Origin of the sequence: Bacillus sp. 22475, assembly GCF_052044835.1 — a bacterium.
GTDB lineage: Bacteria > Bacillota > Bacilli > Bacillales > Bacillaceae_G > Bacillus_A > Bacillus_A cereus.
In genome coordinates, this window is the sequence record NZ_JBQENW010000001.1 from 554,274 (window position 1) to 580,184 (window position 25,911).

Here is a 25,911-nt window from a genome sequence, read left to right on the forward strand (position 1 = left end):
AAAGAAAAAGGATGAAGCAACATGTGCTTCATCCTTTTTCTTTAAAATCGAAGACAGAGATAACTTAATGTACCAAGCTCATAACTACGGTGAATGACTTCACCGCTATTCTCGCCACTTCCCATTGCAATAAACAAAGGAACAAAATGCTCTGCTCTTGGTACGGCTAATTGTGCATGAGGAGCATTATTCTCCCAATTAAACAATGCATCTTTATCGTTATTCTGCATATGTTTAATAATCCAATCATCAAATTCAATTGCCCATTTTTCAGGTGTAGTTTGATTCCATTTCAGTGCTCGTAAATTATGAACGGTAACGCCACTACCGATTACTAAAATATCTTCTTGTCCGAGTCCTTTAAGTGCTTCTCCAATTTCAAATTGTTCTTTTGCAGAAAGGAATGGATTTACTGATATTTGCACGACAGGAATATTTGCTTCTGGATACATGCGGTGCAGGAGTGTCCATGAACCATGATCTAAACCTCTCGTCATATTATAATGGACTGGAATACCTTTGTTTCTAAATTTTGTTTCTAACATAGATGCAATGCTAGAAGAGCCTTTCGCACGATATTTGATTTCGTATAACTCAGGGGGAAAACCTCCAAAATCATAAATTGTTTCATATTCATTATCTGATGAGGAAATCGTTAATACTTTACTTTCCCAGTGAGCAGTGAAAATAACAATTGCTTTCGGTTTATATGTTTCTCCAAGTGTTTTTAAAAATCGTGTATAGTCTGTATCTTGAATAGCGAGCATAGGCGAACCATGTGCTAAAAATAGTGATGGCATCATAATAGTAGAAACCTCCTAAAAATTATATAATTACTTTATGTAAGTAACTATATAATTTTATTTTTAATTCGTCAAGAGATTAGTTTGAAAGCAAGTCTGAAAAATACATCATTTGTCATAATGAAAGCAATTACATATAATATAAAATAAGAAAAGTGAATGGATATTCATTTTTCTTAAAGGTATACATAATAAATTTGGGGGCTGACGAAATGAATGTACAGGAAAGTTTCGTTACGGCATTGGATGGATCGGAAATTTATTTGCGTAAATGGTTACCAGAAGGAGATCCGAGAGGAATTATTCAGATTGCACATGGCATGACAGAGCATGCAGGGGTGTATACAGAATTTGTAGATGCTTTATTGGAAGCAGGTTATGGTGTTTATGCGCATGATCATAAAGGACATGGGAAAACAGTAAAAAAAGAAGAAGATTATGGTCATTTTGAACCGAATATAGGGTGGAATCAAGTTGTATCGGATGTTATCTTTGTTTCAGAAAGGATAAAAGAAGAGCAGTCAAGTCCTTTGTTTTTACTTGGACATAGTATGGGTTCTTTTTTATCAAGACGTGCTGTACAACTTAGAGGCGAATTATATGATGGATTTCTGATTTCAGGAACAGGTGGAGATCCAGGGCTTTTAGGAGCCGTTGGTCATAAAGTAGCAACAATCGAAATGAAATTGCGCGGGGCAAAAACGAAAAGTCCAATGTTAAACTTTTTATCTTTCGGAAACTTCAATTCGAACTTTAAGCCAAATCGTACAAAATTTGATTGGTTATCTTCAGATAATAATCAAGTTGATAAATATATTGCGGATCCGTTATGTGGTTTCATTTGTACGACGAGTTTTTACCGAGAATTATTTTCTGGTGTATTAGAAGTAAATAAACTAGAAGAATACAAGAAGACGCCAAAGAATCTTCCAATATATATATTCTCTGGTGATCGTGATCCTGTTGGCGATATGGGGAAAGGTGTAAAAGAAGTATATGAAAACTATAAAAAATGTGGTGTGAAAGACGTGACACTACGTTTATATGAAAATGGTAGACATGAAATGTTTCATGAAGTAAATAAGGATGAAGTATTTAAAGATTTAATTTCGTGGTTAGATGCGCATAATAAATGAGAAAGATAATCCCAAACTGTTTGTAGTTTGGGATTATCTATTATACAGAAATAGGGGCAATAAATTCTTAAATTCACTTTACTTAATAAAAAATAAATCTTATTCTATATAATTAAACAGATAGCAAGCTCTGTGTAAGTAAGGAGATGAATGTATGAGATTTGGAATTATCGGTCCATCAGAAGATGAAATTACGCCTTTTATTGAAGAAATGTCTAATAAGGAAATAACGAATCTTGCGATGTTAACATTTCACAGTGGGAAATATGAGAATGTAGAAGTTGTTGCCTTATATTGTGGTGTATGTAAAGTTAATGCAGCTATTGCAACTCAAATATTAATCGATAAATTCAATGTAACGCATATTATTGTCACAGGTGTTGCAGGAGCAATCGACAAAGTATTGAAAATTGGAGATACAGTAATTTCAACAGAAATAGCATATCATGATGTTGATGAAGGGATATTAACTGAATATCATCCTTGGATGGAAAGTGTATATTTTAGAACAGATAGAAACCTGCTTGAATTAAGCAGAGAAGTGGTTGAGAACAATCAATTCGCTCAAAATGTTTATTTTGGAAAAGTTGTTACTGGAGAAGCGTTTATTAGTGAGAGTGGTCGTACAGAAATAATCTCTAAATACAATCCACTTTGTGTAGATATGGAAACTGCAAGTATAGCCCACGTCTGCTATGCAAATACGATTCCGTTTTTAGCAGTGAGATCAATAACAGATACAGAAGAAGCGTCTGGCATAGAAGTGTTCGAAGATAATTGTGTATCTGCTTCGCATAATTCAATTTATTTTGTTAAAAAGTTACTAGAGTCGTTAAAAAAATAAAGAAATATTGTATGAGAGGAAACCTCACTTTTCTGAAGTGAGGTTTTTTGTAGTAACGAAGTAATAGTGAATACAACTAATTTTAAAAGTAACTTAAAATCAAATTTTTTATAAAGCAACAGATGCCTGTTCATAATAGTAGTATAATAGCGAATGAGGTGTTAATAGAATGGAAGATAGAACGTTAGGTTTATTACTGGATGTTGTTGGGGAATTATTTTCAGATGAAATTTCAATTGCTGTTTCGAATACGAAAGAATATATTTATTATCGGCCAAGTAAACGAATTGATTTAAAGATTAGTGTCGGGGATCCTATAAAGGAAGGAACGATTGCTCACAAAGCGATGGTGATGAATCAAAAAACATCTGAGTTTATTAATCGGGATGTTTTTGGTATTCCTTATCATGGAATGGCTGTACCATTTTCAAACAATGGAAAGCTTGAAGGGTGCGTAATGGCAATTTATCCAGCTTTAACGGATGGAAAGTCAGTCGTTACTTTAAAAACAACAGACGGCTGGATTCCGGTTCCTTTTTCAAAGGTTATGTATTTAGAGGCTAAAGATAAAAAGACGTATGTGAATTCAGAAGAGTTATCAGGAACACATAAATACTCTCTACAAGAATTCGAATACTTGCTTCCGAAAGATTCATTTATTAGATGTCACCGTTCATTTATTGTAAATGTTAATCATATTAAAGCGATTTATCCTGATACCCATTCTACTTTTGTACTTTCGATGGATAATGGTGAGAGGGTACCAGTTAGTCAATCATACGCTAGTTATTTTCGTAAGCTTCTAGGATTCTAAATTTTTCTGCTTTAGAACCTAGATTTGCTGTTCTGTCTGAATTTTCGGCATTGTATACTAAAATCCCTATTTTGATAGTGTTAATGTGTAAAATAATTATGAATATTCAATGAGAGAGGGATTACATATGGAGAACAATTTAGATAGAATCAGAGATCAACGTCTAAAAGATCGAGTAGTTACACCTGAAGAAGCAGCTTCCTGGATTCAAAGTGGAATGACTTTAGGCTTAAGTGGGTTTACACGTGCAGGTGATGTAAAAGCAGTCCCATTTGCGCTTGTAAACCGAGTTAAGAATGATGAATCTTTTAAAGTAAATGTTTATACTGGGGCTTCTTTAGGCTCGGATGTAGACAAATTATTTGCTGAGGCAGGAATTTTAGGGAAAAGATTACCTTTCCAAGCTGACGCGACTATGCGAAAAGGAATTAATAACGGAGACTTTTTATTTGTGGATCAACACTTGTCTCATACAGCAGAGTTACTCCGTGCTGACGTTCTGGATATAGATTTCGCTATTTTGGAAGCGGTTGCGATTACAGAGGACGGAATGATTATTCCAACCACTTCAATTGGAAATTCCTTAGCGTTTTCCTTAAATGCTAAGTCTATTATTATTGAAATGAATATGGCTCAATCCGCGCAATTAGAGGGGCTACATGATCTATATGAACCAGGTAAACAAGGGGAGAGGCTTCCAATTCCGCTTGTGAAAACAGATGACCGAATTGGAACAATCGGTATTCCAATTGATTCTGAAAAAGTAAAGGGAATTGTGTTTACGAATCAATTGGATTCGCCATCGACAATTGTTCCTCCGGATGAAGAAACTGTTATTATGGCACAGCATTTAATAGAATTCCTTCGAGAAGAAGTCAAAGTAGGCCGATTAACAAATCGTTTAGCGCCGTTACAATCAGGAATTGGTTCAGTGGCTAACGCCGTATTGCATGGAATGTTAGATTCAGAATTTGAAGATTTAGAAGTATATTCCGAGGTTTTACAAGATGCAGTTTTTGATCTTATGGATGCTGGAAAAGTCAATTTTGCTTCTTGTTGTTCTATCACGCTTTCTGAAGAGAAAATGCAACAAGTATTTTCTAACTTTGAAAAATATCGTGACAAATTAATGATGCGTCCACAAGAGATTTCCAATCATCCTGAAATTATTCGTCGCCTTGGATTAATCTCAATTAATACTGCATTAGAATTAGATATATACGGAAATGTTAACTCTACTCACGTTTTAGGTACAAAAATGATGAATGGTATTGGTGGGTCTGGCGATTTTGCAAGAAATGCCCGCCTAGCTATCTTTGTTACTAAATCGATTGCGAAAGGTGGTAACATTTCAAGTATCGTTCCTTTCGTTTCTCATGTAGACCATACTGAACATGATGTAGATGTTATCGTCACTGAACAGGGATATGCCGACTTAAGGGGACTTGCGCCAAGAGAAAGAGTGGAACTTATTATTGAGAATTGCGCACATCCAATGTATCGTGAACAGCTACGAGCTTATTACGAAGAAGCAAAAATAAGAGGTGGACAAACTCCTCATATTTTAGAAAAAGCTTTTTCTTGGCATACGAACTATGCTAAAAATGGAACAATGCTTGAAGCGGTAGTAGAAACTGTATAGGTTTGTATCGTACGAAATAGTAAAACGAATGAGTGAGCTTGAAGATTAAATTTTAGAAAAAGAGAACGCCAACTTTTAGGGATGGCGTTCTTTTTCTTTAAAAAAATTGTTGGAAATCGTACTGATTATAATAAAGATTTATAAAAATAATTTCTAATTTATGGAAATTAAAGGGTTTTTTGAAGTGCTTCCCGAATCAATTTAGTAGTGTACATATTGAAAGTGAGGAAAAAGAATCATGAAGATAAGAGAAGCATTATTAAGTGAAGCAAATGAATTAAGTGAACTCGCACTACATTCAAAAGCAACGTGGAATTATAGTGAAGAATTCATACTTGCTTGTAAGGAAGATTTAACAATTACGGAAGAGTACATAAAAAATAATTTTGTATATGTTTTAGAAAACGATAATGCGAAGATTGGTTTTTTCTCATTTTTACGTAATGATAAAGCTCTCGATTTCTTGTACATTCATCCTCATTACAAAGGAAAAGGTTACGGGAAAATACTTTGGGAGTATGTAATAGAAAAAGCCAATGAATTAGAATTAAAAAGTTTTACAATTGATAGTGATCCGAATGCAAAAGGATATTACTTGAAAATGGGAGCACAGTTAATAGGAGAGACACCATCAACTGTCTTTAAGGGTCGTGTACTGCCTCTTTTGAAATATGATGTGTAAAACTATTAATAGTAGGGGAAGATTAGAATGGATGATGTAAAGGAAAAAAGAATATATGAAGCACTAATAAAATCGTGGTCGATTGAAACGAGTTCAAAGTGGACAATTGAAAACCCAGCAAAGGGACAATGTGGTGTTACAGCTCTTGTCGTTCAAGACATATACGGAGGAGAAATTAAAAAGACAAAAGTAAGAGAGGTATGGCACTTTTATAACTTTATAGATGGGCAGAGATTTGATTTTACAGAGACTCAATTCAATGGGAAATTGAATTATATGGATGGAAAGTCAAATCGGGAAGAAGCATTTGCAGATACAAATGAAAAACAATATAGCATTTTGAAGGAAAAAATAACAAAAGAATTAAAATTATCTTTTGACTCTTAATCTTCAATAAGTTACTATAATGGTGGTAACTCATTAAAGGGAACTTCATAGAGTTGAAAGGGGAAATACTTTTGAAAACAACTTATGTAAACGCTACAATTGTAACGATGAATGAACAAAACGAAGTGATAGAAAATGGATATATCATTGTAGAAAATGATCAAATTATAGATGTAAAGAGCGGAGAATTCGCTAATGATTTTGAAGTAGATGAAGTAATTGACATGAAAGGAAAGTGGGTTTTACCAGGGCTTGTAAATACACATACACACGTTGTAATGAGTCTCCTAAGAGGTATTGGAGATGATATGTTATTACAGCCATGGCTTGAGACGAGAATTTGGCCACTGGAAAGTCAATTTACTCCAGAGCTTGCGGTAGCTAGTACGGAATTAGGATTGCTCGAGATGGTAAAAAGTGGTACGACATCATTCTCTGACATGTTTAATCCAATTGGAGTAGATCAAGACGCAATTATGGAAACGGTATCAAGGAGCGGGATGCGAGCTGCTGTTTCAAGGACTTTATTTAGCTTTGGAACGAAAGACGATGAAAAGAAAGCGATTGAAGAAGCTGAGAAATATGTGAAGCGTTATTATAAAGAAAGTGGCATGTTAACTACGATGGTTGCACCACATAGTCCATATACATGTAGTACAGAATTGTTAGAAGAGTGCGCACGGATTGCAGTAGAGAATCAAACGATGGTTCATATCCACCTTTCTGAAACAGAGCGTGAAGTACGTGATATTGAAGCACAGTACGGAAAACGTCCAGTAGAATATGCAGCGAGCTGCGGATTGTTTAAACGCCCAACAGTTATTGCACACGGTGTAGTATTAAATGATGATGAGCGTGCATTTTTAGCAGAACATGACGTTCGAGTAGCTCATAATCCGAATAGTAATTTAAAACTAGGTTCTGGTATAGCGAATGTAAAAGCGATGCTAGAAGCCGGAATAAAAGTAGGGATTGCAACAGATAGTGTTGCGTCTAACAATAATTTAGACATGTTTGAAGAACTGCGTATAGCAACTTTATTGCAAAAAGGTATACACCAAGATGCAACAGCATTACCAGTTGAAACAGCTCTTTCTCTTGCGACAAAAGGAGCTGCGGAAGTAATTGGCATAAAACAAACGGGATCACTTGAAGTTGGTAAGTGTGCCGATTTTATTACGATTGACCCGTCTAATAAGCCGCATCTACAACCAGCAGATGAAGTGTTATCACACCTTGTATATGCTGCGAGTGGTAAAGATATAAGCGATGTAATTATTAACGGAAAACGTGTCGTTTGGAATGGTGAATGTAAAACGTTAGATGAAGAGCGTATTATATTTGAAGCAAGTCGTTATAAACGAGGTTTACAAAGATAGGTATTTTCAGGATGTGGAGAAAGTCTTCTCCACATCCTGTTTTTGTGTCTGAACCTTTTTTGTGCCAACATTGATAAAAAGAGGGAACGGATATTTTTAAATGATAACCATTCATGAAATCATGATATGTTATAATTTTTATAATATATATGCAAAGAAGGGATGGAGTGAGCACACAAATTAAGGTAACACCGGAACAATTAGAAGAAGTTGCTAAAACAGTAAGAAATACGAGATCATCATTAGAATATATACATAAAGACTTATACTCTCAAACTGAATATATAGCTTCTCAGTGGAGCGGAGCAAGCAGTGATCGTTTCTATCAGATGTTTAATTTTAATGAAGCAAAGCCAATGATGTTTAACATTTTGCAAGAATTAGATAAAATCGCAGTAGAATTAGAACGTGCAGCTGTTAAATTCCGAGAAGCGGATGAATTGTATGGCGGAAATTTAGTTGATTCTAATATTCAAGAAGGAGCCATGTGTGGAAAACTCCCTCCAAAATCAGAAGAGTCATTTTTGAATAAAAAGGATTTAAATGCTGCGTGGACTGGTATTTCTACTGGTTTTATAGATGGTGCTGTAGATGCATGGGAAGGATTTGTAGCTTTAGGAGATAAAGAAACCTGGTTAAATATGCGAGATGCGATTGTAAACTATAGGGAGACTCTTCCTGCTGCATGGAACACTGTATCAGATACATTTATGAATAATTTTTGGAATGGAGATCTTGAAAGCAGAGAACATTATGCAGCTTACGCAGTCACTACACTACTAACAGGCTTTGCTGGTAGCAAAGGTCTAGATAAAGTAGGACAAGCAGGTAAGGTAGCTGCTATTACAGGTTTTACTAAAGGAAAATCACTTGTAATTAATTCCCCGGCATATAGAAATGCATTACATATATTAAATAACTATGAATTTAAGGGGGGTAATCATCTTTCATATGCGGGAGTCGGAAGTATTCAACAGTACTTGCAGAAAGCAGCCCCATATACTTATGAGGGTCCAAATGGTCCGAAAACAATAAGGTTAAGATTGGGTGAGTTAGCGGGAAATAAACATCCAGTTACAGGAATTCCGTATGATTTAGATGGTTTCCCTATTTTTAAACCTGTTTCTGAAGTTAAATTAAAAGAAGCAGATTTTAAAAAATCTAGACCAACACATGATAGAATATGTAGTAAAGCATTATACGAACAAATAATGAAAGACCCTAAGTTAGCTGCAAAATTCACAGAAGAAGAAATAGAGTTATTTAAGCTAGGCGAGGTACCAGAGAATTATACATGGCATCATCATCAAGAAGCAGGACGAATGCAACTTGTTGATTATGAAACACATAGGAAAACAGGTCACACTGGTGGATATAAAATTTGGGGAAAAGACAGCGATAAGTAAGGAGGAGTATATATGAGCAACGTTACTTGGATTGGAGTAAATAAAAAAGAAATTACAGATGAAAACATTCAGAAAGTAGAACAATATTTCAATATTAAATTCCCTATGGATTTTATAGAATGTGTAAAAAAATATGATAGTGGCTATCCAAGACCCAAAATATTTGATGTACCCGGACAGGATGAGAATGTATTTAGCAAGCTTTTAACTTTTGATTTAGAAAGTAGAAATTCAATCATCCAAGTTTATGATGATATAAAAGATAGATTAGCAAATAAAGTATATCCCTTTGGTAAGGATTCATTTGGGAATCATCTGTGTTTTGATTACCGTAGCAATCCCGAATCACCAACAGTAGTATTTTGGGATCATGAAGAAGAAAACATAGAGGAAGCAATATATCCTGTTTGCTCAACATTTACAGAATTGCTTGCTAGTCTACGTGATTTCGAAGAAGAAGATTGAGGAAACTAAAAAACGGCCTAGAATTCTAGACCGTTTTTTTATGATTTACTAATTTTCCAACCATCATCCGTTTTCTCTAGTTCAATTACGATTACTTTTTTAGGATTACCTTTATATACAGCATTAACAGTTACTGTAGCAATTTCATTTTTCTCTTCACTTTTTTGGATTTTATAGTTTTTAAGATCTTTGCTAACTGATTTCATTAGATCTGTATTTCCCCCCACAAAAGCAACGGTTTTCTTCGCTTCAGGAGTGAATAGCTCTCTGAAATCTTTTGCGTTTCCTTCGTTTTCATCTTCTTCAGGATCATGATTATTTTCACATGCTGTAAATACGCTGTGAGAAGATACACGAGTAATTAAAATTAAAGATGAACGGCCAGTTGGATATTTGGGGATTATAACCAAAAAATTCACCTTATTATTTTATATGTGTTTTTTGTTGAAAATCAAAAAGATTCCAAGATAGTCCGTACCCTTTTTTAAAAAAACTTTTTTCTTGAACGAATAAATATTCAAAAGAATGTCGCATCTTTCTGTTAGTATTTCTGCTATAATATATTACGCTTTATAATATTTTATATTTAAGGAGAACAACTCATGAAGCGAAAAAAGAGCCATTTAATGGTAATGGCACTTGTTACATCTTTATTATTAACAGCTTGTAATAATAAAGCGGATAAAAGTGACATAGAGGTTAAAAAACAAGTGTTAAATGTAACAGTATCAGAAGAAATTCCTTCTCTGGACACTGTGAAAACAACAGATGGTACATCAGCACACATTATGCAGAATATATTTGAAGGGTTATATGTATTAAACGATCAAGATCAGCCTACTCCAGCCATAGCAAAATCGTTTAAAAGAAGTGAAGATGGTAAGAAATATACATTTGACTTGCGTAAAGATGCAAAATGGTCAAATGGGGATAATGTAACAGCAAATGATTTTATATTTGCTTGGAAACGTGCAATTAACCCTGAAACAGCCTCTCAATATGCGTCCATGCTTTTTTATGTAAAAAATGCGAAAGAGATCAATAAGGGAACAATGCCTCTTGATGCACTTGGGGTTAAAGCGATAAATAATTATAGGTTAGAAGTTGAACTCGAACAGTCAATTCCGTATTTTTTACAGTTGTTAGCACTACCTATATACTTACCACAGCATGAATCATTTTTGAAAGAACAAGGAAACAATTATGCATTGGAACCTAGTAATCTCATATATAACGGTCCATTTGTATTAGAAAAATGGAAGCATGAACAAGAGTTTCAATTAAAGAAAAATACTGCATATTGGGATCGAAAGAAAGTGAAATTAGATGAAATAAACTTTCATATCCTAAAGGATACAATGACAGCTGTAAATTTATATGAAGCCGGAGATTTGGATCGAGTACCTATTAATTCGCAAGTTGTAGACAAGTATAAAGGGAATAAGGAATTACATATGTCGAGTGATCCTGGAATTGCTATGCTTCGTTTTAATGAAAAAAATAACGCGTTAGCAAATAAAAAGGTGCGTCAATCTATTTCATTAGCGTTAAATAAAGATGATTTCGTTGCTCACTTTATTAATAACGGAGCAAAACCTGCAAGTGGACTTGTACCAGTTGGTCATGTAAATGAAGTGACCGGTAAAGATTTTAGAAAAGAAAACGGAGATCTTTCTTCATATGATTTGCAAAATGCGCAAAAGATTTGGGAAGAAGCGAAAAAAGAGCTTGAAGTAGAGCAAGTAAACCTCGAGTTTTTAACGTTTGAACAAGATAATGCAAAACGGATGGCAGAATATATAAAAGGTGATTTAGAAAAGAATTTGCATGGATTAACGATACAAATTAAACAACAGCCATTTAAGCAAAAATTACAGTTAGAACAAACAGGTGATTACGATATAACTATGGCAAATTGGGGACCTGACTATAAAGACCCAATTAGTTATTTAGAGTTATTTACGACAGGGAATCCGAATAATAAAATGAATTATTCTAATGTTCATTACGATGAATTAATAAAGAAAGCGAAAACGGATTTTGTACTAGATACGGAAAACCGATGGGAAGCGTTGCGAGAAGCCGAGCAGGTATTATTAGAAGATGCTGCGGTGGCGCCGCTTTATCATATTGGCTCAGCATATGTACAAAAGGATTATGTAAAAGGAATTGAAAAGCATCAATTTGGTGGTATTTATACTTATAAGAATGCTTATATTGCTAATGAATAAATACAAAAAACCTTACTTTTTAAAAGTAAGGTTTTTTACACATGAATTCTATTAAACCGATTTTAATAAAGCGTAAAAATTCGTATCATATGGGATATCATCTTGATACATATAATTTTTTAGAACGCCTTCTTTTTCAAAGCCTAATTTTAATAGTACTTTATTGGAAGCTTCATTTTCAAGAAAGACAATTGCACCGATACGTTTTAAATGAATTGTGTGGAAACCATATGATATAACTTCAGAAATTGCTTCAGTGGCATATCCTTTTCCCCAGTGTTCAGGCAAAAAGGCATAACTTATATTGGCTCGTTTATGCTCAGAAGACCAATCGTGAAAACCAATGGTACCGATGAGTTCTTTCTTGTCTTTTAATTCGATTCCCCATTTTATACCGCTTCTTGCATTGTAACTCAACTTAAAGTTATGAATGATTTGTTTCACTTGATCAACATCTTGTAACGGTTTTTGGCCATAATAGCGCAGTACATTAGTATTAGAAAAGCATTGTAGTATACGTGGTGCATCTTTTTCGGTAAGTTCTCTTAAAATGAGTCTTTCAGTTTTTAATAAAGGAAACATATTTTCGCTCCTTTTCACATGAAAATAGAATGTATTTGTTATTATATAATTTAATCTGAAAATAAAGATTATTCAAGGTGTAAGGGTAGATTTGATTTATGATAAACTTAGATGTGGAATATATTTCAAAAAAGAGGTTTGGAAATGGAAAAAAATTCGATATTAATTGTAGATGACGATAAAGATATTATTCAATTTATTAATGTGAATTTAAAACAAGAAGGTTTTAAAGTTTTTAGCGCTCATAACGGAGAAGAGGCTTTAGAAATAATAAATAATAACAGTATTCAACTTGCTATTTTGGATATTATGATGCCTCAAATGGATGGTATAGAACTTTGTAGAAGGATTAGAGAGAAACATAGTTTACCAATTATGTTTTTAAGCGCGAAATCATCGGATGTAGATAAGGTAATTGGATTTAGTACTGGGGCAGATGATTATATTGTGAAGCCGTTCAGTACAATTGAATTTATAGCAAGAGTGAAAGCCCAATTAAGAAGGTATACATATTTCAATCAAAATGCTCCCCAAGTAATGGAAAAGAAAATAAACATTAGAGGTTTAGAAATAGATGAAGTGTCGAGAACAGTAATGTTATATGGAGAAACAATGAATCTTACGAAAACTGAATATGATATTTTACACTTAATGGCAGCTGCAAGGAATCGTGTGTTCACAATTGAAGAAATATATGAGAGCGTTTGGAACGAAAGAGCCTATGAAAGTAATAATACAGTAATGGTTCATATTGCAAGATTGAGAAATAAAATTGAAGAGAATCCAAAAGAACCGAAGTTTATTCAAAATGTTTGGGGAGTCGGATATAAAATTGAAGATTAGATTTTTACAGGGTATTAGGGCGAAATTTTTTATAGCTTTCATATGTAGCATCTTGTTAGCGACTGTAAGTATAATAGTGTTTCAAATGTTGGTTGGAAATATATATAGTCAGGTTAATGTTTTAGAGGAAAAATATTCATTTTTATATTTTATAGTTTTTTTGATTTTTACTACAACATACTTTGCATTAATGACAAAAACGCTGATGAAAAGGTTGTCTCAAATTAACAAGAACGTGAAGGAAATAAGTGACGGTAATTTTGAAATACATATACCTATTTCGAAAAGCGATGAGATTGGTGAACTAGCGGCAAATGTTAATAGAATGGCGAAAAGCTTAAAAGAGTCTATTGAGAATGAAAAAAAATCACAGGAAATGAAAAATGAAATGATTAGTAATATTTCTCATGACTTACGAACGCCAGTAACATCTTTAATCGGTTATGTGGACCTGTTAGGAAATAAACTCCATTCGAATGGAGAAGAATGTGAACAGTATGTAAGTATATTAAAGCGAAAAAGTTATGAATTAAAACATCAAGTAGATGATTTATTAGAATACTGTCAAATAAAATATAGAGAGATTGAATTATATAAAGATAAAGTAGATATGAAAGCATTAATTGAACAAATTATGATTGACTTTGTACCACAATTAGATGATGCCAATATGAACTTTTATATTAAAAATGATGAAGTGCTACATGTAGAAGTTGATGTGACACTTATAGTGAGACTATTTGAAAATGTAATAGGCAATAGTATTATGTACGGGAGAGATGGAAAGGAAATTGCAATTGAAATTTTCAATAAAACAATGAATGTTGAAGTAGAAATTAAAAATTTTGGACAATGCATTCCGAAAGAGGACCTTCCTTACATTTTTGAGAAGTTGTATCGTAGTGAAAAATCACGTAGTTCTCATACGGGCGGGAAAGGAATAGGACTTGCAATTTCAAAAAGTATAGCCGAGCTCCATCAAGGGGATATCACTGTACGTAGTAACGATAAAGAAACAGTTTTTACTGTGAAATTACCGCAGTATAAAAAAGTAAGAAAGTCGTAAGTATTTCTTTTATATGTCGTAATTTTTACTTTGTATCATTGAGAAAAAGGATATGAGAGTAGGGATGCGACATGTGGAAGAAATTTTTATTAGTAATTATAGTTTCTTTTTTAATTATAAGTTGGATCTTAGTTTATGCAGCTAATGGTGTTACATCAGTTTTTGTTTGGTGGAGTATTCAGGCTTTTAGTTTTATTTCAGTTTTCCTCTTGATAGGATCAGTAATAATATTTTTTTGGAAAGGCATTTTTAGAAAGCGGATAGATAGAACGCTATTTTTAATCATTCTGTTTTCTATGATTGGAGCTTGGCCTGTCGGTTGGTTTGCTAATATAGGTAGAATTCCTTATCCAGCAGATATACAATCTATGAGTCCTAAAGCAGTAGTTCGTTTTCCTTTGAATGAGCCAGCATTAATAGGTTGGGGTGGTGATCGGTTAGAAATGAACTATCACGTTATAAAACCAAATGAAAGGTGGGCATATGATATTCTCATTCCACCTGCTGAAGTGAAAAGTAGTAAGTTAGAGGATTACGGAATATATGGAGCGAAAGTAATGGCACCAGCTTCTGGGACGGTGGTATCAATTAATAATAATGAACAAGATTTAGTTCCGGGATCGGATAATTTTCAGTCAATGGCTGGGAATCATATTTATTTACGACTAGATGAAACAGGCACATTTTTAATTCTTGCCCATTTAAAGAAAGGGTCAATTAAAGTGAAAGAAGGACAACGTGTAAGAGAGGGAGAAGTTCTTGCTCAAGTCGGTAACTCAGGAAGTTCAAGTGAGCCGCATTTACATATCCATCATCAAAGGCAAGATCCGTCAAAGGTGAGTATGTTTTTTACGGAGGGATTGCCACTTTACTTTCGAACTGAAAATGGTGTCATGATGCCGGAAAGAGGAGAATATATAAAAGGGAATTAGGGGGGAAGCGCTAATGTGGGAGAAGTATTATGTTGAAACTGATAGAGGGAGATTTGAGTATTTTCAAAAGGGTGAAGGAAAACCACTGTGTGTAACGCATTTATACAGTGAGTTTAATGGCAAGGGTAACTTATTTGCTTCGGCATTTACGAATCATTACACAGTGTATCTTATAAACTTAAGAGGGTGCGGAAACTCTACACATGACACCACTAAATATAATCTAGGAATGGTAGATGCAGTACGTGATTTAGAGGCGATACGTAAAGCATTAAATATTGAAGATTGGACGTATGCAGGTCATTCGACTGGTGGAATGCTTGCTTTACAGTATGCGATAATGTGTCCGGAGAAGCTTGTGAAAATTATAGCTGGCGGATTATGTGCATCAGCTGAGTATATAAATCACAAAAATAGTATTTATTGTAGAGATAATAATCAAAATGCTCGTTTAAGAGAAATATTTGCAGTACTTAGGGACACGGCTTCTACAATTGATGAGAGGCGTGCCGTAAACAAAGAATGGACAATGATGTCTTTATATAATGAATCAGCTTATGATGAAATGATTACTAGACCGAACAGCGGTAAAACAGTTTCAAAACGTCTTGATTATTTTTCTTATAAGGAGTTACCTACATTTGATGTGCGTTTACAATTAGAGAATGTAAATATACAAGCCCGTATTTACGCTGGAATTTATGATGCACAGTGTCCTCATGAATTTGCAGTAGAAGTAGCCGAACTTATGCCAAATGCAATAATGTCGACATTTGAATACAGTAATCATTTTCCATTTATTGAGGAGGAAGAAGAGTTTGAAAAATTTGTTGAAAGCACGGTGTGAAATGTGAATAGATGATGAAAATTTATAATTCAAAAGAGAAGGCTGTCTCCAAATAATCTTGGGACAGCCTTCTTTTTTCATTACCCTACAAATGTTTGATACAGTAAGAAGATATTTAAAACGATAACGAGTGCTGCAATTATCCAAGCGATAAATGTTGTTATGCGGTGGTTAACGAGTGCACCCATAATCTTTTTATTACTTGTAAACATAATAAGTGGCACTAATGCAAATGCAATACCGAATGATAAGACGACTTGGCTCATGACTAGAGCGTAAGTTGGATTTACACCTAAAGCGATAATAACTAGTGGTGGAATCATTGTAATAAATCGGCGTAAATATAACGGAATATGCATGCGAATGAAACCTTGCATAATAATATCACCCGACATTGTACCGACAGAAGAGCTAGATAGTCCTGCTGATAAAAGTCCAATCCCAAATAATGCAGCCGATACAGGACCTACTAAATTGGTAAATTGAGTGTAAGCAACATCTAAATCTTCAACGTGCAAGCCATTTTTAAAGAATAGTGCAGCTGCTACAATTAACATACTTGCATTAATTGCTCCAGCAATAACCATTGCAATAATAATGTCGATAAATTCGAAACGAAAAATCTTTTTCTTTTGTTCGTCATTTGTTCCGACCACGCGGCGTTGTGTTAATGCAGAATGCAAGTATATTGCATGCGGCATAACTGTCGCACCTAAAATCCCTGCTGCAAGTAATATACTGTCTACACCTTGGAATTTTGGAATAAATAGTCCTGAAAGAAGGGGACTTAATTCTGGTTTTGCATAAAAAACTTGAATCCCAAAAGCAATTACTACAATGAAAATCATTCCTGTAATAATAGCTTCTAGTGGACGAAATCCTCTACGTTGAAATTCAAGGATAATAAATGATCCGGCTGCTGTAATTAAAGCGGCAGGTAGCATCGGGATTCCAAATAGTAAGTAAAGCCCCAATGCAGCTCCAATAAATTCCGCTAAATCTGTAGCCATAATAACTAGTTCACCTTGTATCCATAAGCCGATAGACACAGGCTTTGGAAAGTTTTCACGAGCTATTTCGGGTAAATTGTTTCCTGTAGCAATTCCTAATTTAGCCGATAAAGTTTGGATTAATACAGCCATTAAGTTAGAAGCGAGTATAACCCATAATAGTAAATATCCATATTGTGAACCAGCTGCGATATTTGTAGCAAAGTTGCCAGGATCAATATAAGCAACGGACGCGATAAAAGCGGGTCCTAAAAATGGTAACAGTCTTTTCCAGCCTTTTGTTTCTCCACTTAAAGCTAAGTGAGCTGATTGTACAGTTGTACTTTCAGAAGGGAGATGTTTATCTTTTGTTATATCTTTATTCATAGTAGTTTTCCCCTTTAAAATGTTAACTTGATGAAATTATTGTATTTATTCTTACTCATTATTTCAATACATTTAAATATGTTATGTGATAATTTTATTTGAACACGAAAGTTTCCTTAATGCAAATTATATGCCTTTATGCAATGCATGGTGTGATAATGTAAAATGAATCGGGAGTTTATGGTGTGATGACATGGGGAAACATAGTGAATTAAAGGGCTGTTTTTGAAATTTATGTGAACATAAAGCCGATAATACAGCATATTAATTGATGGAATTGCAATTGTATGATATATAATATATTGGGATTACAACATAACCATAGTGTTATGATGTGTAATCTTGTTTTTTATTTTTGTTAACTGATAGAAAATAGTATAAAGAAAAGAAAATGGGATTCATTTTCTTATTATATATGTTTTGATATGAACGTTAACTTATACATGATTTTAAAAATTAGATAGGTGGTAGAAATACATTGGCAACTACAAAACCATACAGAGTATTACTATATTACATGTACACAACAATTGAAAACCCAGAAGAATTTGCTGCAGAGCATTTAGAATTTTGTAATTCACTTGAATTAAAAGGAAGAATTCTTGTAGCAAAAGAAGGTATTAACGGAACTTGTTCTGGAACTGTAGAGCAAACAGAGAAATACATGGAAGCAATGAATAATGATCCACGTTTTGATGGTATCGTATTTAAAATAGATGAAGAAGAAGGGCATGCATTCAAGAAAATGCACGTACGTCCTCGTCCAGAATTAGTTACACTTCGTCTAGAAGATGACATTAACCCACACGAAATAACTGGGAAATATTTAGAGCCAAAAGATTTTTATGAGGCAATGAAACAAGAAGATACAGTTATCATTGATGCACGAAATGATTATGAGTTTGATTTAGGACACTTCAAAGGTGCGATTAAACCTGATATCGAATCATTCCGTGAATTACCAGATTGGATTAGAGAAAACAAAGAAACACTTGAAGGTAAAAAGATTTTAACTTACTGTACAGGTGGAATTCGTTGTGAGAAATTCTCTGGTTGGTTAGTTCGTGAAGGTTATGAAGATGTAAGTCAGCTTCACGGCGGAATTGTAACGTACGGAAAAGATCCAGAAGTACAAGGTGAGCTTTGGGATGGACAATGTTACGTGTTTGATGAGCGTATCGCTGTTCCAGTAAACCAAAAAGAACATGTTATCGTTGGTAAAGATCACTTTACAGGTGAACCATGTGAGCGCTATGTAAACTGTTCAAATCCAGAATGTAATAAGAAAATTTTATGTTCTGAAGAAAACGAAGCGAAATATTTACGTGCATGTTCTCATGAATGTCGTGTAAGTCCACGTAACCGCTACGTAATACAACATGAATTAACGGAAGAGCAAGTAGCTGCTGCATTAGAGCAAATCGAAGCAGGGAAGTAAGCTGAATTCGTATAATAAAAAGGGGTACTCCAAGTTTAATTTTGGAGCACCCTTTTTTTATTATACGGTCCTGTTATTTGTCGTTTTTTGTCGGTAAGTCGATATATTAAAAAAATCGCTGATATATTTCGAGTTGTGCTGATATAATCGGAAAATAGCTGATAAAAATTTCACTTACTGTAGCACACCAAGAATTTGAAAATAACCTTCTTTAATTTTTATCCTCTTTCTCTTTAACGGCAGAAAGTACCGTTTGTTTTACCCAAGCTTTTCTTTGTTTATGCTGTAGACCCCATTGATATAAACTTTGGGCTCCTAAAATAAGTGAAATGACAATGCCGCTAATCGCAATTAATAGAGCGAAAAATTCAAGAGGTGACGATATTTTGTTTGAATCGGTGTTTCTTAAAAGGTCGATCATAGTAAACCCTAACATTTGGCCCACTACAGAGTAGAGCGTTAAAATTAATAATAAAAGGCTATCTTTTTTAGAGGCGACATTTTCTTGATATTTAAACAAACTATCAAGATTTTGTTTCGCGTTCGAGTATAAAACCTCAATATTAAAAAGTTTTCTTAAACGGAAGAAAATATCTTCACTTTGTGATTGGGATACTAATTCTAAAGAAAAATAATTAGCAGTGAACGAATTGATCGAATAAATTAACTTCTCTATTTCATTAGTATCTTGTTCAATGTTTAGCTCAGCATAGGCGTTTGCCATTTTTAATAAAACAATTTTATGGAATAGGTTTAATAATAAAGCGTAATAAAATTCCCCGTACATTTGACTAGCAAGTTTAGCGATTTCGCGTTCTCCTTCATTTGTTACACATGTAAAAATATGTTCTTCCATTATGAAATAACGATTTGGAGCCCATCTCTGGTAAGCGTGTTTTTTTAAATAGTCATGAATGTAAGGAAGGTTATTTGCACTTACATATGGTTTACCATCACTTGTTAATCCGGAAAGACTGGAAGTACGATAAACATCCACTTCATTAAGTTCCATACCTTCTTTTAGTGACAATAAAGTTTGAACGTACATTCTTTGGTCTTCAAAGAAAGGGAAGGTTTGAAAGTATGAACTTCTTAATCTCTTCTTTTCAAAGAAATCAGTTACGCCATGAAATAAATAACCAAAAATGAATTTTTCAACTTGGGAATACTTTTTTCCGTTACATTCAATACAAATAGACTCATTTGTATCAGTTTTAGTTTCAAGTACACGGAAGCGAGCAGCGAATTCGATTGCTTCAGATAAAGTCATATTTGGAGCAGTGTTTACTTTTGTTCGGATTGTTAAGAACCCAAGTTCATAAGGACAAAGTGTTACATCAATAGAGTGTATCTTGAATGGAATTGAAATAAGGTTTGTTGTTAAATGTCCAGTTAAGTTAAGGTCCTTTGAATAACGTTGCAAGCCCTTTTGATGCTCTGAGTGAGGAAAGAGAATTTTATTTGTAAATGAAAGATAGTATGCTTCCATATTTTGATGTGAAACTTTAAACTCCCCATAATATGTATTTTCATCATTGAGATGATCGAGCCGAAAAGGACGAAAATCGTTTTTTTGTAAGAAAGGGAACATATTTTGTTCATATCCAGTTTTAAACGAAAACGGGAATATAAATTGGAATATAGCTGTTGCTACACCTTTTTCCTCAATTGTTTGTATTGCCTCCATCTACATTGTTTCCTTTCCATATATGCTATAGAAACAACATGCCCAAATTTATTTGAAAATAACCACTGTTTTATACTCATTTGAGAGTGAAAATTCAGCTTATTTAGCAGAGGACATGTATAATGTTATGTATACTAAAAGTTATAAAATTGTATTTTAAAAAGGGGGATGCTGTATGCGGATTTTAGTATTAGGCGCTGGTGGAGTCGGAGGATTTTTTGGTGGCAGATTAGTCGAGAAAGGAGAAGATGTTACGTTTCTTGTTCGTAGTAAACGGAAAAAACAATTAGAGGAAAGAGGACTTGTAATCCGAAGTGTTAACGGGGATTTTTCCTTCCAACCGAAATTAATAACGAAAGAAGAGAGAACTTCTCAATTTGATGTTATTTTATTTTCAACAAAAGCGTACCACTTAAACGAGGCTATTCAAGATTTGAAGCCGTTTGTTGGCGAAAATACTGTAATCATTCCATTATTAAATGGTATCGCTCATTTATCACTACTACAAAAAGAATTCGGCGAAGAAAAAGTAATTGGCGGTTTATGCTTTATCGAGACGACGTTAAACGATCAAGGAGAAATTGTACAAACTAGCGCTGCCAACAGACTTGTGTTTGGAGAAATTAAGTCTCAAAATTCAGAGAGAGTAAAGCATATTTCTAAAGCATTTTCAGGTACGAAATCTAGTTTTGTTTTAAGTGAAAATATTACACAAGATATGTGGCATAAATATTTATTTATTACTGTAATGTCCGGTGTGACAACGTTAATGCGTGCACCAATTGGACCAATCCGTGAAAGTGAAGGCGGCCGTGATTTTATCCGTAATGTGTTTGAGGAATCTGTACAAATCATGAGAGTATTAGGAGCTCCCGTAAAGGAAAATATTGCCCAGGAACATATGAAAACGATTGATAAAATTTCGTATGATATGAAGTCATCAATGCAACGTGATATGGAAAAGGGTTCGTTTATTGAAGGGAAGCACTTGCAAGGATATTTACTGGATGTAGCAGAGCAATTTTCTATAGCGGCACCATTATTAGGCACTATATATCAAAATTTAAAGGTGTATGAAGAGATGACCTTTAACAAATCTGTAATAGAATTAGATGTATGAAAAAATAAAAAAGATAGCAATATATAAGTGTATTGCTATCTCTTTTATTTTTTTGTATGACAAATTATTTATTTCTTTTCGTTCTATCTGTCAAATTTATTTCCTGTTCACGTTTACCATATAACTGATTAATCTCATTTGCTACTGCATCTAAATATGAATCGGAAAAAATAGGCTTCTTTTCTTTAGACATATGGGTCTCCTTTGCGGATTTTTTAGTATTCATTATGTATATTTCTCAGCGGATTATGCGCAATCATTTTAATTTTTTTCTTATTAAAAATTTTTGTTTACTTTTTGAAAATAAAGGAGTATTATAATCCACAGTTTCAATTTTCTAAATCGCTGAAACCGCATGGTACGGGGGACCCGTTTTTACGGATTAGTACATAATCCGATGGGGTGAATCCTTGAAAAAGGTAGGGCTACTCATAGGCCCGAATCCGACAGCTAACCTCGTAAGCGTTATATTGAGAAGGAAGGTGGAGCTTGTGCGACAAAAAAAATAATGTCTACAAGTCTATTTCGTTATGGCTTGTAGACATTTTTTGTTTTCTGAAGAAATCGTTTACTTGCTGTAACTAGCAGAAAAGTTCGTACAAAATTATTGGAGAGTGGACAGCATTGGTTTCATCTATTAAAAGATTTTTAATTGGAAGACCGTTAAAATCAACAGAGCTTGGAGAACAAAAGCTTAATAAAACGAAAGCTTTAGCTATTTTATCTTCTGATGCATTGTCATCAGTTGCTTACGGTCCAGAGCAAATTTTAATTGCTTTAGCAGGTGTGGGAGCGATCGCTTATTGGTATTCCATTCCGATCGCTGTTGGGGTATTAGTATTATTGACAGCCCTTATTTTATCTTATCGTCAAATTATTTTTGCTTATCCGCATGGCGGGGGAGCGTATGTTGTATCAAAAGAAAATTTAGGGATGAATCCAGGCTTAATTGCTGGAGGATCTTTATTAGTCGACTATATTTTAACTGTTGCGGTAAGTGTATCTGCAGGTACAGATGCGCTAACATCTGCTTTTCCTAGTTTACATGCACATAATGTAATCATTGCGATTATATTTGTTATATTTATTACCATCTTAAATTTAAGAGGAGTAACGGAATCAGCTTCCGTTTTAGCATATCCTGTTTATTTATTTGTTTTAGCACTATTTATATTAATTGGTGTAGGCATATATAATATTTTGACTGGTCACGTTTCACCAACTTTACACACACCGATCGGAACGCCGGTTGCGGGCATTAGTTTGTTTTTACTGTTAAGAGCATTTGCATCAGGTAGTTCTGCTTTAACAGGTGTTGAAGCAATTTCAAATGCAATTCCGAACTTTAAAGATCCTGCGCCAAACAATGCTGCAAAAACATTGCTTGCAATGGGGGCATTACTTGCTGTGTTATTTTCAGGAATTGTATTTTTAGCTTATTATTACGGAGTGACTCCGAGTAAAGAAGTAACAGTTGTTTCTCAAATTGCTGAACAAACATTTGGACGTAATTTCATGTACTATTTCATACAAGGTACAACAGCTTTAATATTAATTCTCGCTGCTAATACAGGCTATTCTGCATTTCCTTTATTAGCGGTTAACCTTGCAAAAGATAAATTCATACCGAGAATGTTTACGATTAGAGGAGACCGTCTAGGTTACTCAAACGGTATTATTATACTTGGAGTTGCTTCAATTATTTTAATTGTAGCTTTCCAAGGACAAACAGAACATTTAATTCCACTATATGCAGTAGGTGTATTTATTCCATTTACACTTTCTCAAACAGGGATGGTATTAAAGTGGCTTCGCGAAAAACCTGAAGGATGGGCATTAAGATTAACGGTTAATTTAATTGGTGCAGTTATTAGTTTTATCGTAATGAGCATGTTCTTTTTAACTAAATTTGCACAAGTTTGGTCGATTCTTATTTTCTTACCTGTTATTATCTTCGTGTTTCATCGAATTAAGAAGCATTATGATGCAGTGGGTGATCAATTAAGTTTAAAAACTTGCGAACCTCTTATTCCAATTGAGGGGAATGTAATTGTCGTTCCTGTAGCAGGCATGACACATGTAGTAGAAAATTCATTGAACTATGCGAAGTCTCTTTCTGCAGATCAAGTTATCGCTGTATATGTTGCTTTTGACAGAGAAGAGGAAAAGAAATTTGAAGAGAAATGGAAGAAGTGGCAACCTGAAGTAAGGCTTGTTACATTACATTCTCATTATAGAAGTATTATTCAGCCGCTAACGAAGTTCATTGATACAGTGCAATATAAGGCAAGTGAATCGAATTACCGCGTTACGGTCGTTATACCACAGTTCATTCCGAAAAAAGGTTGGCATAACATTCTTCATAATCAATCCAGTTTACTCATACGTGCGTATTTACTTTATAAAAGAAATGTTGTTATTACGACAGTTCCATATCATTTGAAAAAATAAGAAGATTTTTGAAGGATAGCTTCGTGAAAATGAAGCTATCCTTTTTGTGTATATGCTATGCATAATTGCATATGGATTTAAAAGTTATATCAATATAATTTTATCGGTTATTTGCAAGTAGTGTTTTCTGTTGTGATATGTAGATATTTCAATCGATAAAGTGAATCGGATTATATTTTGAAATAAGGACATGAAAGCTTGAAAATAAAGGGAATGAAAATACTTCTTTACGTTATATAAACAGCTGTGTTTAAATGACCTTACAGTACAAAACATATATGAAAACAAAACGAAATTTCATATTTACACATGTTGTTTAGTTTAAAATGAATAATATTTTTACGTAATATATTCACTATGTGAATGTGGGAATTGCGATGAAATAGAAAATTTATACAATATTATTCATACTAAACACATATGAAAAATAATAAAATGTTTTGTGACGATAAGTAAGTACTGTAGCAATACGAGAGAGGTGGTTCATACATGGATCGCGGTGAGAACGTTCTCTATTTTAACCATCTCAAATTATGGGCAAGAAAATAGAATAATAAAATGTGATAGTAATAGTTGTTAATACATAGGAGGAGTTAAAGTGAAAAAGACTTTAATTACAGGGTTATTGGTTACAGCAGTATCTACGAGTTGCTTCATTCCTGTAAGCGCTTACGCTAAGGAGGGGCAAACAGAAGTGAAAACAGTATATGCACAAAATGTAATTGCTCCAAATACATTATCCAATTCAATTAGAATGTTAGGATCACAATCACCACTTATTCAAGCATATGGATTAGTTATTTTACAACAGCCAGACATTAAGGTAAATGCGATGAGTAGCTTAACGAATCATCAAAAGTTTGCAAAGGCAAATGTACGAGAGTGGATTGATGAATATAATCCGAAACTAATCGATTTAAATCAAGAGATGATGAGATACAGCACTAGATTTAATAGCTATTATAGTAAGCTCTATGAATTAGCAGGAAACGTAAATGAAGATCAGCAAGCAAAAACAGATTTTATGAGTGCATATGGAAAATTACAATTGCAAGTACAAAGCATCCAAGAGAGTATGGAACAGGATTTACTAGAGTTAAATCGATTTAAAACAGTTTTAGACAAAGATAGTAACAACTTATCAATTAAAGCTGATGAAGCAATAAAAACAATGCAAGGATCAAGTGGAGATATTGTGAAATTAAGAGAAGATATTAAAAGAATTCAAGGGGAAATTCAAGCTGAACTAACTACTATTTTGAATAGACCTCAAGAAATCATTAAAGGTTCTATTAATATCGGTAAACAAGTATTTACAATCACAAATCAAACTGCACAAACGAAAACGATCGATTTTGTTTCTATCGGTACTTTAAGTAATGAAATTGTAAATGCTGCAGATAGTCAAACGAGGGAAGCAGCTCTTCGCATTCAACAAAAGCAAAAAGAGTTATTGCCACTTATTCAAAAGTTATCACAAACTGAAGCAGAGGCGACTCAAATTACATTCGTTGAAGATCAAGTAAATAGCTTTACAGAATTAATTGATCGTCAAATTACAACTTTAGAAACGTTATTAACGGATTGGAAAGTTTTAAATAATAATATGATTCAAATTCAAAAGAATGTTGAAGAAGGCACGTATACAGACAGTAGTTTACTTCAAAAACATTTCAATCAAATTAAAAAAGTAAGTGATGAAATGAATAAGCAAACAAATCAATTTGAAGATTACGTTACAAACGTTGAAGTACATTAAACAGAAAAATAATTAGCGATA

The 25,911-nt window shown here is 33.8% G+C and carries 24 protein-coding genes and 1 riboswitch; of the genes, 18 read left to right on the forward strand and 6 right to left on the reverse strand.

The window, feature by feature from the left end; genetic code table 11:
* Positions 1-41: 41 nt before the first annotated feature.
* Positions 42-803, reverse strand: coding sequence for a DODA-type extradiol aromatic ring-opening family dioxygenase (locus ACTJJY_RS03040; RefSeq protein WP_440604972.1), 762 nt, complete (start codon positions 801-803; stop codon positions 42-44).
* A 212-nt stretch (positions 804-1,015) separates the two neighbouring features.
* Here ACTJJY_RS03040 and ACTJJY_RS03045 point away from each other — a divergent pair, with 212 nt between their 5' ends.
* From ACTJJY_RS03045 to ACTJJY_RS03085, 9 genes are all read left to right on the forward strand, one after another.
* On the forward strand, positions 1,016-1,939 hold the full coding sequence (locus ACTJJY_RS03045) for a lysophospholipase (RefSeq protein ID WP_440604973.1): 924 nt from the start codon (positions 1,016-1,018) through the stop codon (positions 1,937-1,939).
* 154 nt (positions 1,940-2,093) lie between these two features.
* Positions 2,094-2,783 carry a 5'-methylthioadenosine/adenosylhomocysteine nucleosidase gene (locus tag ACTJJY_RS03050; RefSeq protein ID WP_016082075.1) on the forward strand — a complete coding sequence of 230 codons (690 nt, stop codon included), beginning with the start codon at positions 2,094-2,096 and terminating at the stop codon, positions 2,781-2,783.
* Between the two features lie 169 nt (positions 2,784-2,952).
* Positions 2,953-3,597: a LytTR family DNA-binding domain-containing protein gene (locus ACTJJY_RS03055; RefSeq protein WP_440604974.1), complete on the forward strand. Its 645-nt coding sequence runs from the start codon at positions 2,953-2,955 to the stop codon at positions 3,595-3,597.
* Between the two features lie 127 nt (positions 3,598-3,724).
* The gene (locus ACTJJY_RS03060) at positions 3,725-5,239 is read left to right on the forward strand and encodes an acetyl-CoA hydrolase/transferase family protein (RefSeq protein ID WP_088054225.1); all 1,515 of its coding nucleotides are present in this window, start codon (positions 3,725-3,727) and stop codon (positions 5,237-5,239) included.
* 238 nt (positions 5,240-5,477) lie between these two features.
* On the forward strand, positions 5,478-5,921 hold the full coding sequence (locus ACTJJY_RS03065; RefSeq protein WP_000701895.1) for a GNAT family N-acetyltransferase: 444 nt from the start codon (positions 5,478-5,480) through the stop codon (positions 5,919-5,921).
* Positions 5,922-5,948: 27 nt separating this feature from the next.
* Positions 5,949-6,308, forward strand: a complete 360-nt coding sequence (locus tag ACTJJY_RS03070; protein ID WP_327879059.1) for a YunG family protein — start codon at positions 5,949-5,951, stop codon at positions 6,306-6,308.
* A 53-nt stretch (positions 6,309-6,361) separates the two neighbouring features.
* A complete protein-coding gene (locus ACTJJY_RS03075) occupies positions 6,362-7,687 on the forward strand; it encodes a bifunctional S-methyl-5'-thioadenosine deaminase/S-adenosylhomocysteine deaminase (RefSeq protein ID WP_440604975.1) in 1,326 nt (441 codons plus the stop codon).
* 167 nt (positions 7,688-7,854) lie between these two features.
* On the forward strand, positions 7,855-9,093 hold the full coding sequence (locus ACTJJY_RS03080) for a WXG100 family type VII secretion target (protein WP_440604976.1): 1,239 nt from the start codon (positions 7,855-7,857) through the stop codon (positions 9,091-9,093).
* A 12-nt stretch (positions 9,094-9,105) separates the two neighbouring features.
* A complete protein-coding gene (locus tag ACTJJY_RS03085; protein WP_023521669.1) occupies positions 9,106-9,558 on the forward strand; it encodes an SMI1/KNR4 family protein in 453 nt (150 codons plus the stop codon).
* A 38-nt stretch (positions 9,559-9,596) separates the two neighbouring features.
* Here the strand turns inward: ACTJJY_RS03085 and ACTJJY_RS03090 are convergent, their stop codons facing one another.
* Positions 9,597-9,926 (reverse strand): DUF4878 domain-containing protein, encoded by a 330-nt coding sequence (locus ACTJJY_RS03090; RefSeq protein WP_063549280.1) that lies wholly within the window; start codon positions 9,924-9,926, stop codon positions 9,597-9,599.
* 234 nt (positions 9,927-10,160) lie between these two features.
* Between ACTJJY_RS03090 and ACTJJY_RS03095 the strand changes: the two genes are divergently transcribed.
* Positions 10,161-11,789: a peptide ABC transporter substrate-binding protein gene (locus tag ACTJJY_RS03095; protein WP_440604977.1), complete on the forward strand. Its 1,629-nt coding sequence runs from the start codon at positions 10,161-10,163 to the stop codon at positions 11,787-11,789.
* A 51-nt stretch (positions 11,790-11,840) separates the two neighbouring features.
* Here ACTJJY_RS03095 and ACTJJY_RS03100 read toward each other — a convergent pair whose 3' ends face one another.
* Positions 11,841-12,371 carry a GNAT family N-acetyltransferase gene (locus ACTJJY_RS03100; protein WP_440604978.1) on the reverse strand — a complete coding sequence of 177 codons (531 nt, stop codon included), beginning with the start codon at positions 12,369-12,371 and terminating at the stop codon, positions 11,841-11,843.
* Positions 12,372-12,515: 144 nt separating this feature from the next.
* On the opposite strand from ACTJJY_RS03100, the gene ACTJJY_RS03105 reads away from it, so the two are divergent.
* From ACTJJY_RS03105 to ACTJJY_RS03120, 4 genes are all read left to right on the forward strand, one after another.
* On the forward strand, positions 12,516-13,214 hold the full coding sequence (locus ACTJJY_RS03105) for a response regulator transcription factor (protein WP_000414518.1): 699 nt from the start codon (positions 12,516-12,518) through the stop codon (positions 13,212-13,214).
* Positions 13,180-14,280: a sensor histidine kinase gene (locus ACTJJY_RS03110; protein WP_440604979.1), complete on the forward strand. Its 1,101-nt coding sequence runs from the start codon at positions 13,180-13,182 to the stop codon at positions 14,278-14,280. The genes ACTJJY_RS03105 and ACTJJY_RS03110 overlap by 35 nt, the downstream gene beginning before the upstream one ends.
* Positions 14,281-14,351: 71 nt before the next feature.
* Positions 14,352-15,212, forward strand: a complete 861-nt coding sequence (locus ACTJJY_RS03115; protein WP_440604980.1) for a M23 family metallopeptidase — start codon at positions 14,352-14,354, stop codon at positions 15,210-15,212.
* Between the two features lie 13 nt (positions 15,213-15,225).
* Positions 15,226-16,059: an alpha/beta fold hydrolase gene (locus ACTJJY_RS03120; protein ID WP_000263707.1), complete on the forward strand. Its 834-nt coding sequence runs from the start codon at positions 15,226-15,228 to the stop codon at positions 16,057-16,059.
* An 80-nt stretch (positions 16,060-16,139) separates the two neighbouring features.
* Here ACTJJY_RS03120 and ACTJJY_RS03125 read toward each other — a convergent pair whose 3' ends face one another.
* The gene (locus ACTJJY_RS03125) at positions 16,140-17,435 is read right to left on the reverse strand and encodes an Nramp family divalent metal transporter (protein WP_001030686.1); all 1,296 of its coding nucleotides are present in this window, start codon (positions 17,433-17,435) and stop codon (positions 16,140-16,142) included.
* A 478-nt stretch (positions 17,436-17,913) separates the two neighbouring features.
* Here ACTJJY_RS03125 and trhO point away from each other — a divergent pair, with 478 nt between their 5' ends.
* Positions 17,914-18,873: an oxygen-dependent tRNA uridine(34) hydroxylase TrhO gene (gene trhO / locus ACTJJY_RS03130; protein ID WP_440604981.1), complete on the forward strand. Its 960-nt coding sequence runs from the start codon at positions 17,914-17,916 to the stop codon at positions 18,871-18,873.
* A gap of 211 nt (positions 18,874-19,084) precedes the next feature.
* Here trhO and ACTJJY_RS03135 read toward each other — a convergent pair whose 3' ends face one another.
* On the reverse strand, positions 19,085-20,560 hold the full coding sequence (locus tag ACTJJY_RS03135; RefSeq protein ID WP_440604982.1) for a hypothetical protein: 1,476 nt from the start codon (positions 20,558-20,560) through the stop codon (positions 19,085-19,087).
* A gap of 175 nt (positions 20,561-20,735) precedes the next feature.
* On the opposite strand from ACTJJY_RS03135, the gene panE reads away from it, so the two are divergent.
* Positions 20,736-21,680, forward strand: a complete 945-nt coding sequence (panE, locus tag ACTJJY_RS03140) for a 2-dehydropantoate 2-reductase (protein WP_440604983.1) — start codon at positions 20,736-20,738, stop codon at positions 21,678-21,680.
* A gap of 64 nt (positions 21,681-21,744) precedes the next feature.
* On the opposite strand, the gene ACTJJY_RS03145 is transcribed toward panE, so the two are convergent.
* Complete coding sequence (locus tag ACTJJY_RS03145; RefSeq protein ID WP_000031873.1) at positions 21,745-21,873, reverse strand: hypothetical protein; 129 nt, start codon at positions 21,871-21,873, stop codon at positions 21,745-21,747.
* Positions 21,874-22,013: 140 nt separating this feature from the next.
* Positions 22,014-22,160: riboswitch (cyclic di-AMP (ydaO/yuaA leader) on the forward strand.
* A 144-nt stretch (positions 22,161-22,304) separates the two neighbouring features.
* Here ACTJJY_RS03145 and ACTJJY_RS03150 point away from each other — a divergent pair.
* A complete protein-coding gene (locus tag ACTJJY_RS03150; protein ID WP_440604984.1) occupies positions 22,305-24,131 on the forward strand; it encodes an APC family permease in 1,827 nt (608 codons plus the stop codon).
* 598 nt (positions 24,132-24,729) lie between these two features.
* A complete protein-coding gene (nheA, locus tag ACTJJY_RS03155; protein WP_440604985.1) occupies positions 24,730-25,890 on the forward strand; it encodes a non-hemolytic enterotoxin NHE subunit A in 1,161 nt (386 codons plus the stop codon).
* Positions 25,891-25,911 lie beyond the last annotated feature (21 nt).

What these genes read in the sequence shown, in the direction of transcription:
- ACTJJY_RS03040 (WP_440604972.1), bottom strand. Translation starts at nt 803, where the DNA reads ATGATGCCATCACTATTTTTAGCACATGGTTCGCCTATGCTCGCTATT.
- ACTJJY_RS03045 (WP_440604973.1), top strand. Translation starts at nt 1,016, where the DNA reads ATGAATGTACAGGAAAGTTTCGTTACGGCATTGGATGGATCGGAAATT.
- ACTJJY_RS03050 (WP_016082075.1), top strand. Translation starts at nt 2,094, where the DNA reads ATGAGATTTGGAATTATCGGTCCATCAGAAGATGAAATTACGCCTTTT.
- ACTJJY_RS03055 (WP_440604974.1), top strand. Translation starts at nt 2,953, where the DNA reads ATGGAAGATAGAACGTTAGGTTTATTACTGGATGTTGTTGGGGAATTA.
- ACTJJY_RS03060 (WP_088054225.1), top strand. Translation starts at nt 3,725, where the DNA reads ATGGAGAACAATTTAGATAGAATCAGAGATCAACGTCTAAAAGATCGA.
- ACTJJY_RS03065 (WP_000701895.1), top strand. Translation starts at nt 5,478, where the DNA reads ATGAAGATAAGAGAAGCATTATTAAGTGAAGCAAATGAATTAAGTGAA.
- ACTJJY_RS03070 (WP_327879059.1), top strand. Translation starts at nt 5,949, where the DNA reads ATGGATGATGTAAAGGAAAAAAGAATATATGAAGCACTAATAAAATCG.
- ACTJJY_RS03085 (WP_023521669.1), top strand. Translation starts at nt 9,106, where the DNA reads ATGAGCAACGTTACTTGGATTGGAGTAAATAAAAAAGAAATTACAGAT.
- ACTJJY_RS03095 (WP_440604977.1), top strand. Translation starts at nt 10,161, where the DNA reads ATGAAGCGAAAAAAGAGCCATTTAATGGTAATGGCACTTGTTACATCT.
- ACTJJY_RS03100 (WP_440604978.1), bottom strand. Translation starts at nt 12,371, where the DNA reads ATGTTTCCTTTATTAAAAACTGAAAGACTCATTTTAAGAGAACTTACC.
- ACTJJY_RS03105 (WP_000414518.1), top strand. Translation starts at nt 12,516, where the DNA reads ATGGAAAAAAATTCGATATTAATTGTAGATGACGATAAAGATATTATT.
- ACTJJY_RS03110 (WP_440604979.1), top strand. Translation starts at nt 13,180, where the DNA reads ATGTTTGGGGAGTCGGATATAAAATTGAAGATTAGATTTTTACAGGGT.
- ACTJJY_RS03115 (WP_440604980.1), top strand. Translation starts at nt 14,352, where the DNA reads ATGTGGAAGAAATTTTTATTAGTAATTATAGTTTCTTTTTTAATTATA.
- ACTJJY_RS03120 (WP_000263707.1), top strand. Translation starts at nt 15,226, where the DNA reads ATGTGGGAGAAGTATTATGTTGAAACTGATAGAGGGAGATTTGAGTAT.
- ACTJJY_RS03125 (WP_001030686.1), bottom strand. Translation starts at nt 17,435, where the DNA reads ATGAATAAAGATATAACAAAAGATAAACATCTCCCTTCTGAAAGTACA.
- ACTJJY_RS03135 (WP_440604982.1), bottom strand. Translation starts at nt 20,560, where the DNA reads ATGGAGGCAATACAAACAATTGAGGAAAAAGGTGTAGCAACAGCTATA.
- panE (WP_440604983.1), top strand. Translation starts at nt 20,736, where the DNA reads ATGCGGATTTTAGTATTAGGCGCTGGTGGAGTCGGAGGATTTTTTGGT.
- ACTJJY_RS03145 (WP_000031873.1), bottom strand. Translation starts at nt 21,873, where the DNA reads ATGTCTAAAGAAAAGAAGCCTATTTTTTCCGATTCATATTTAGATGCA.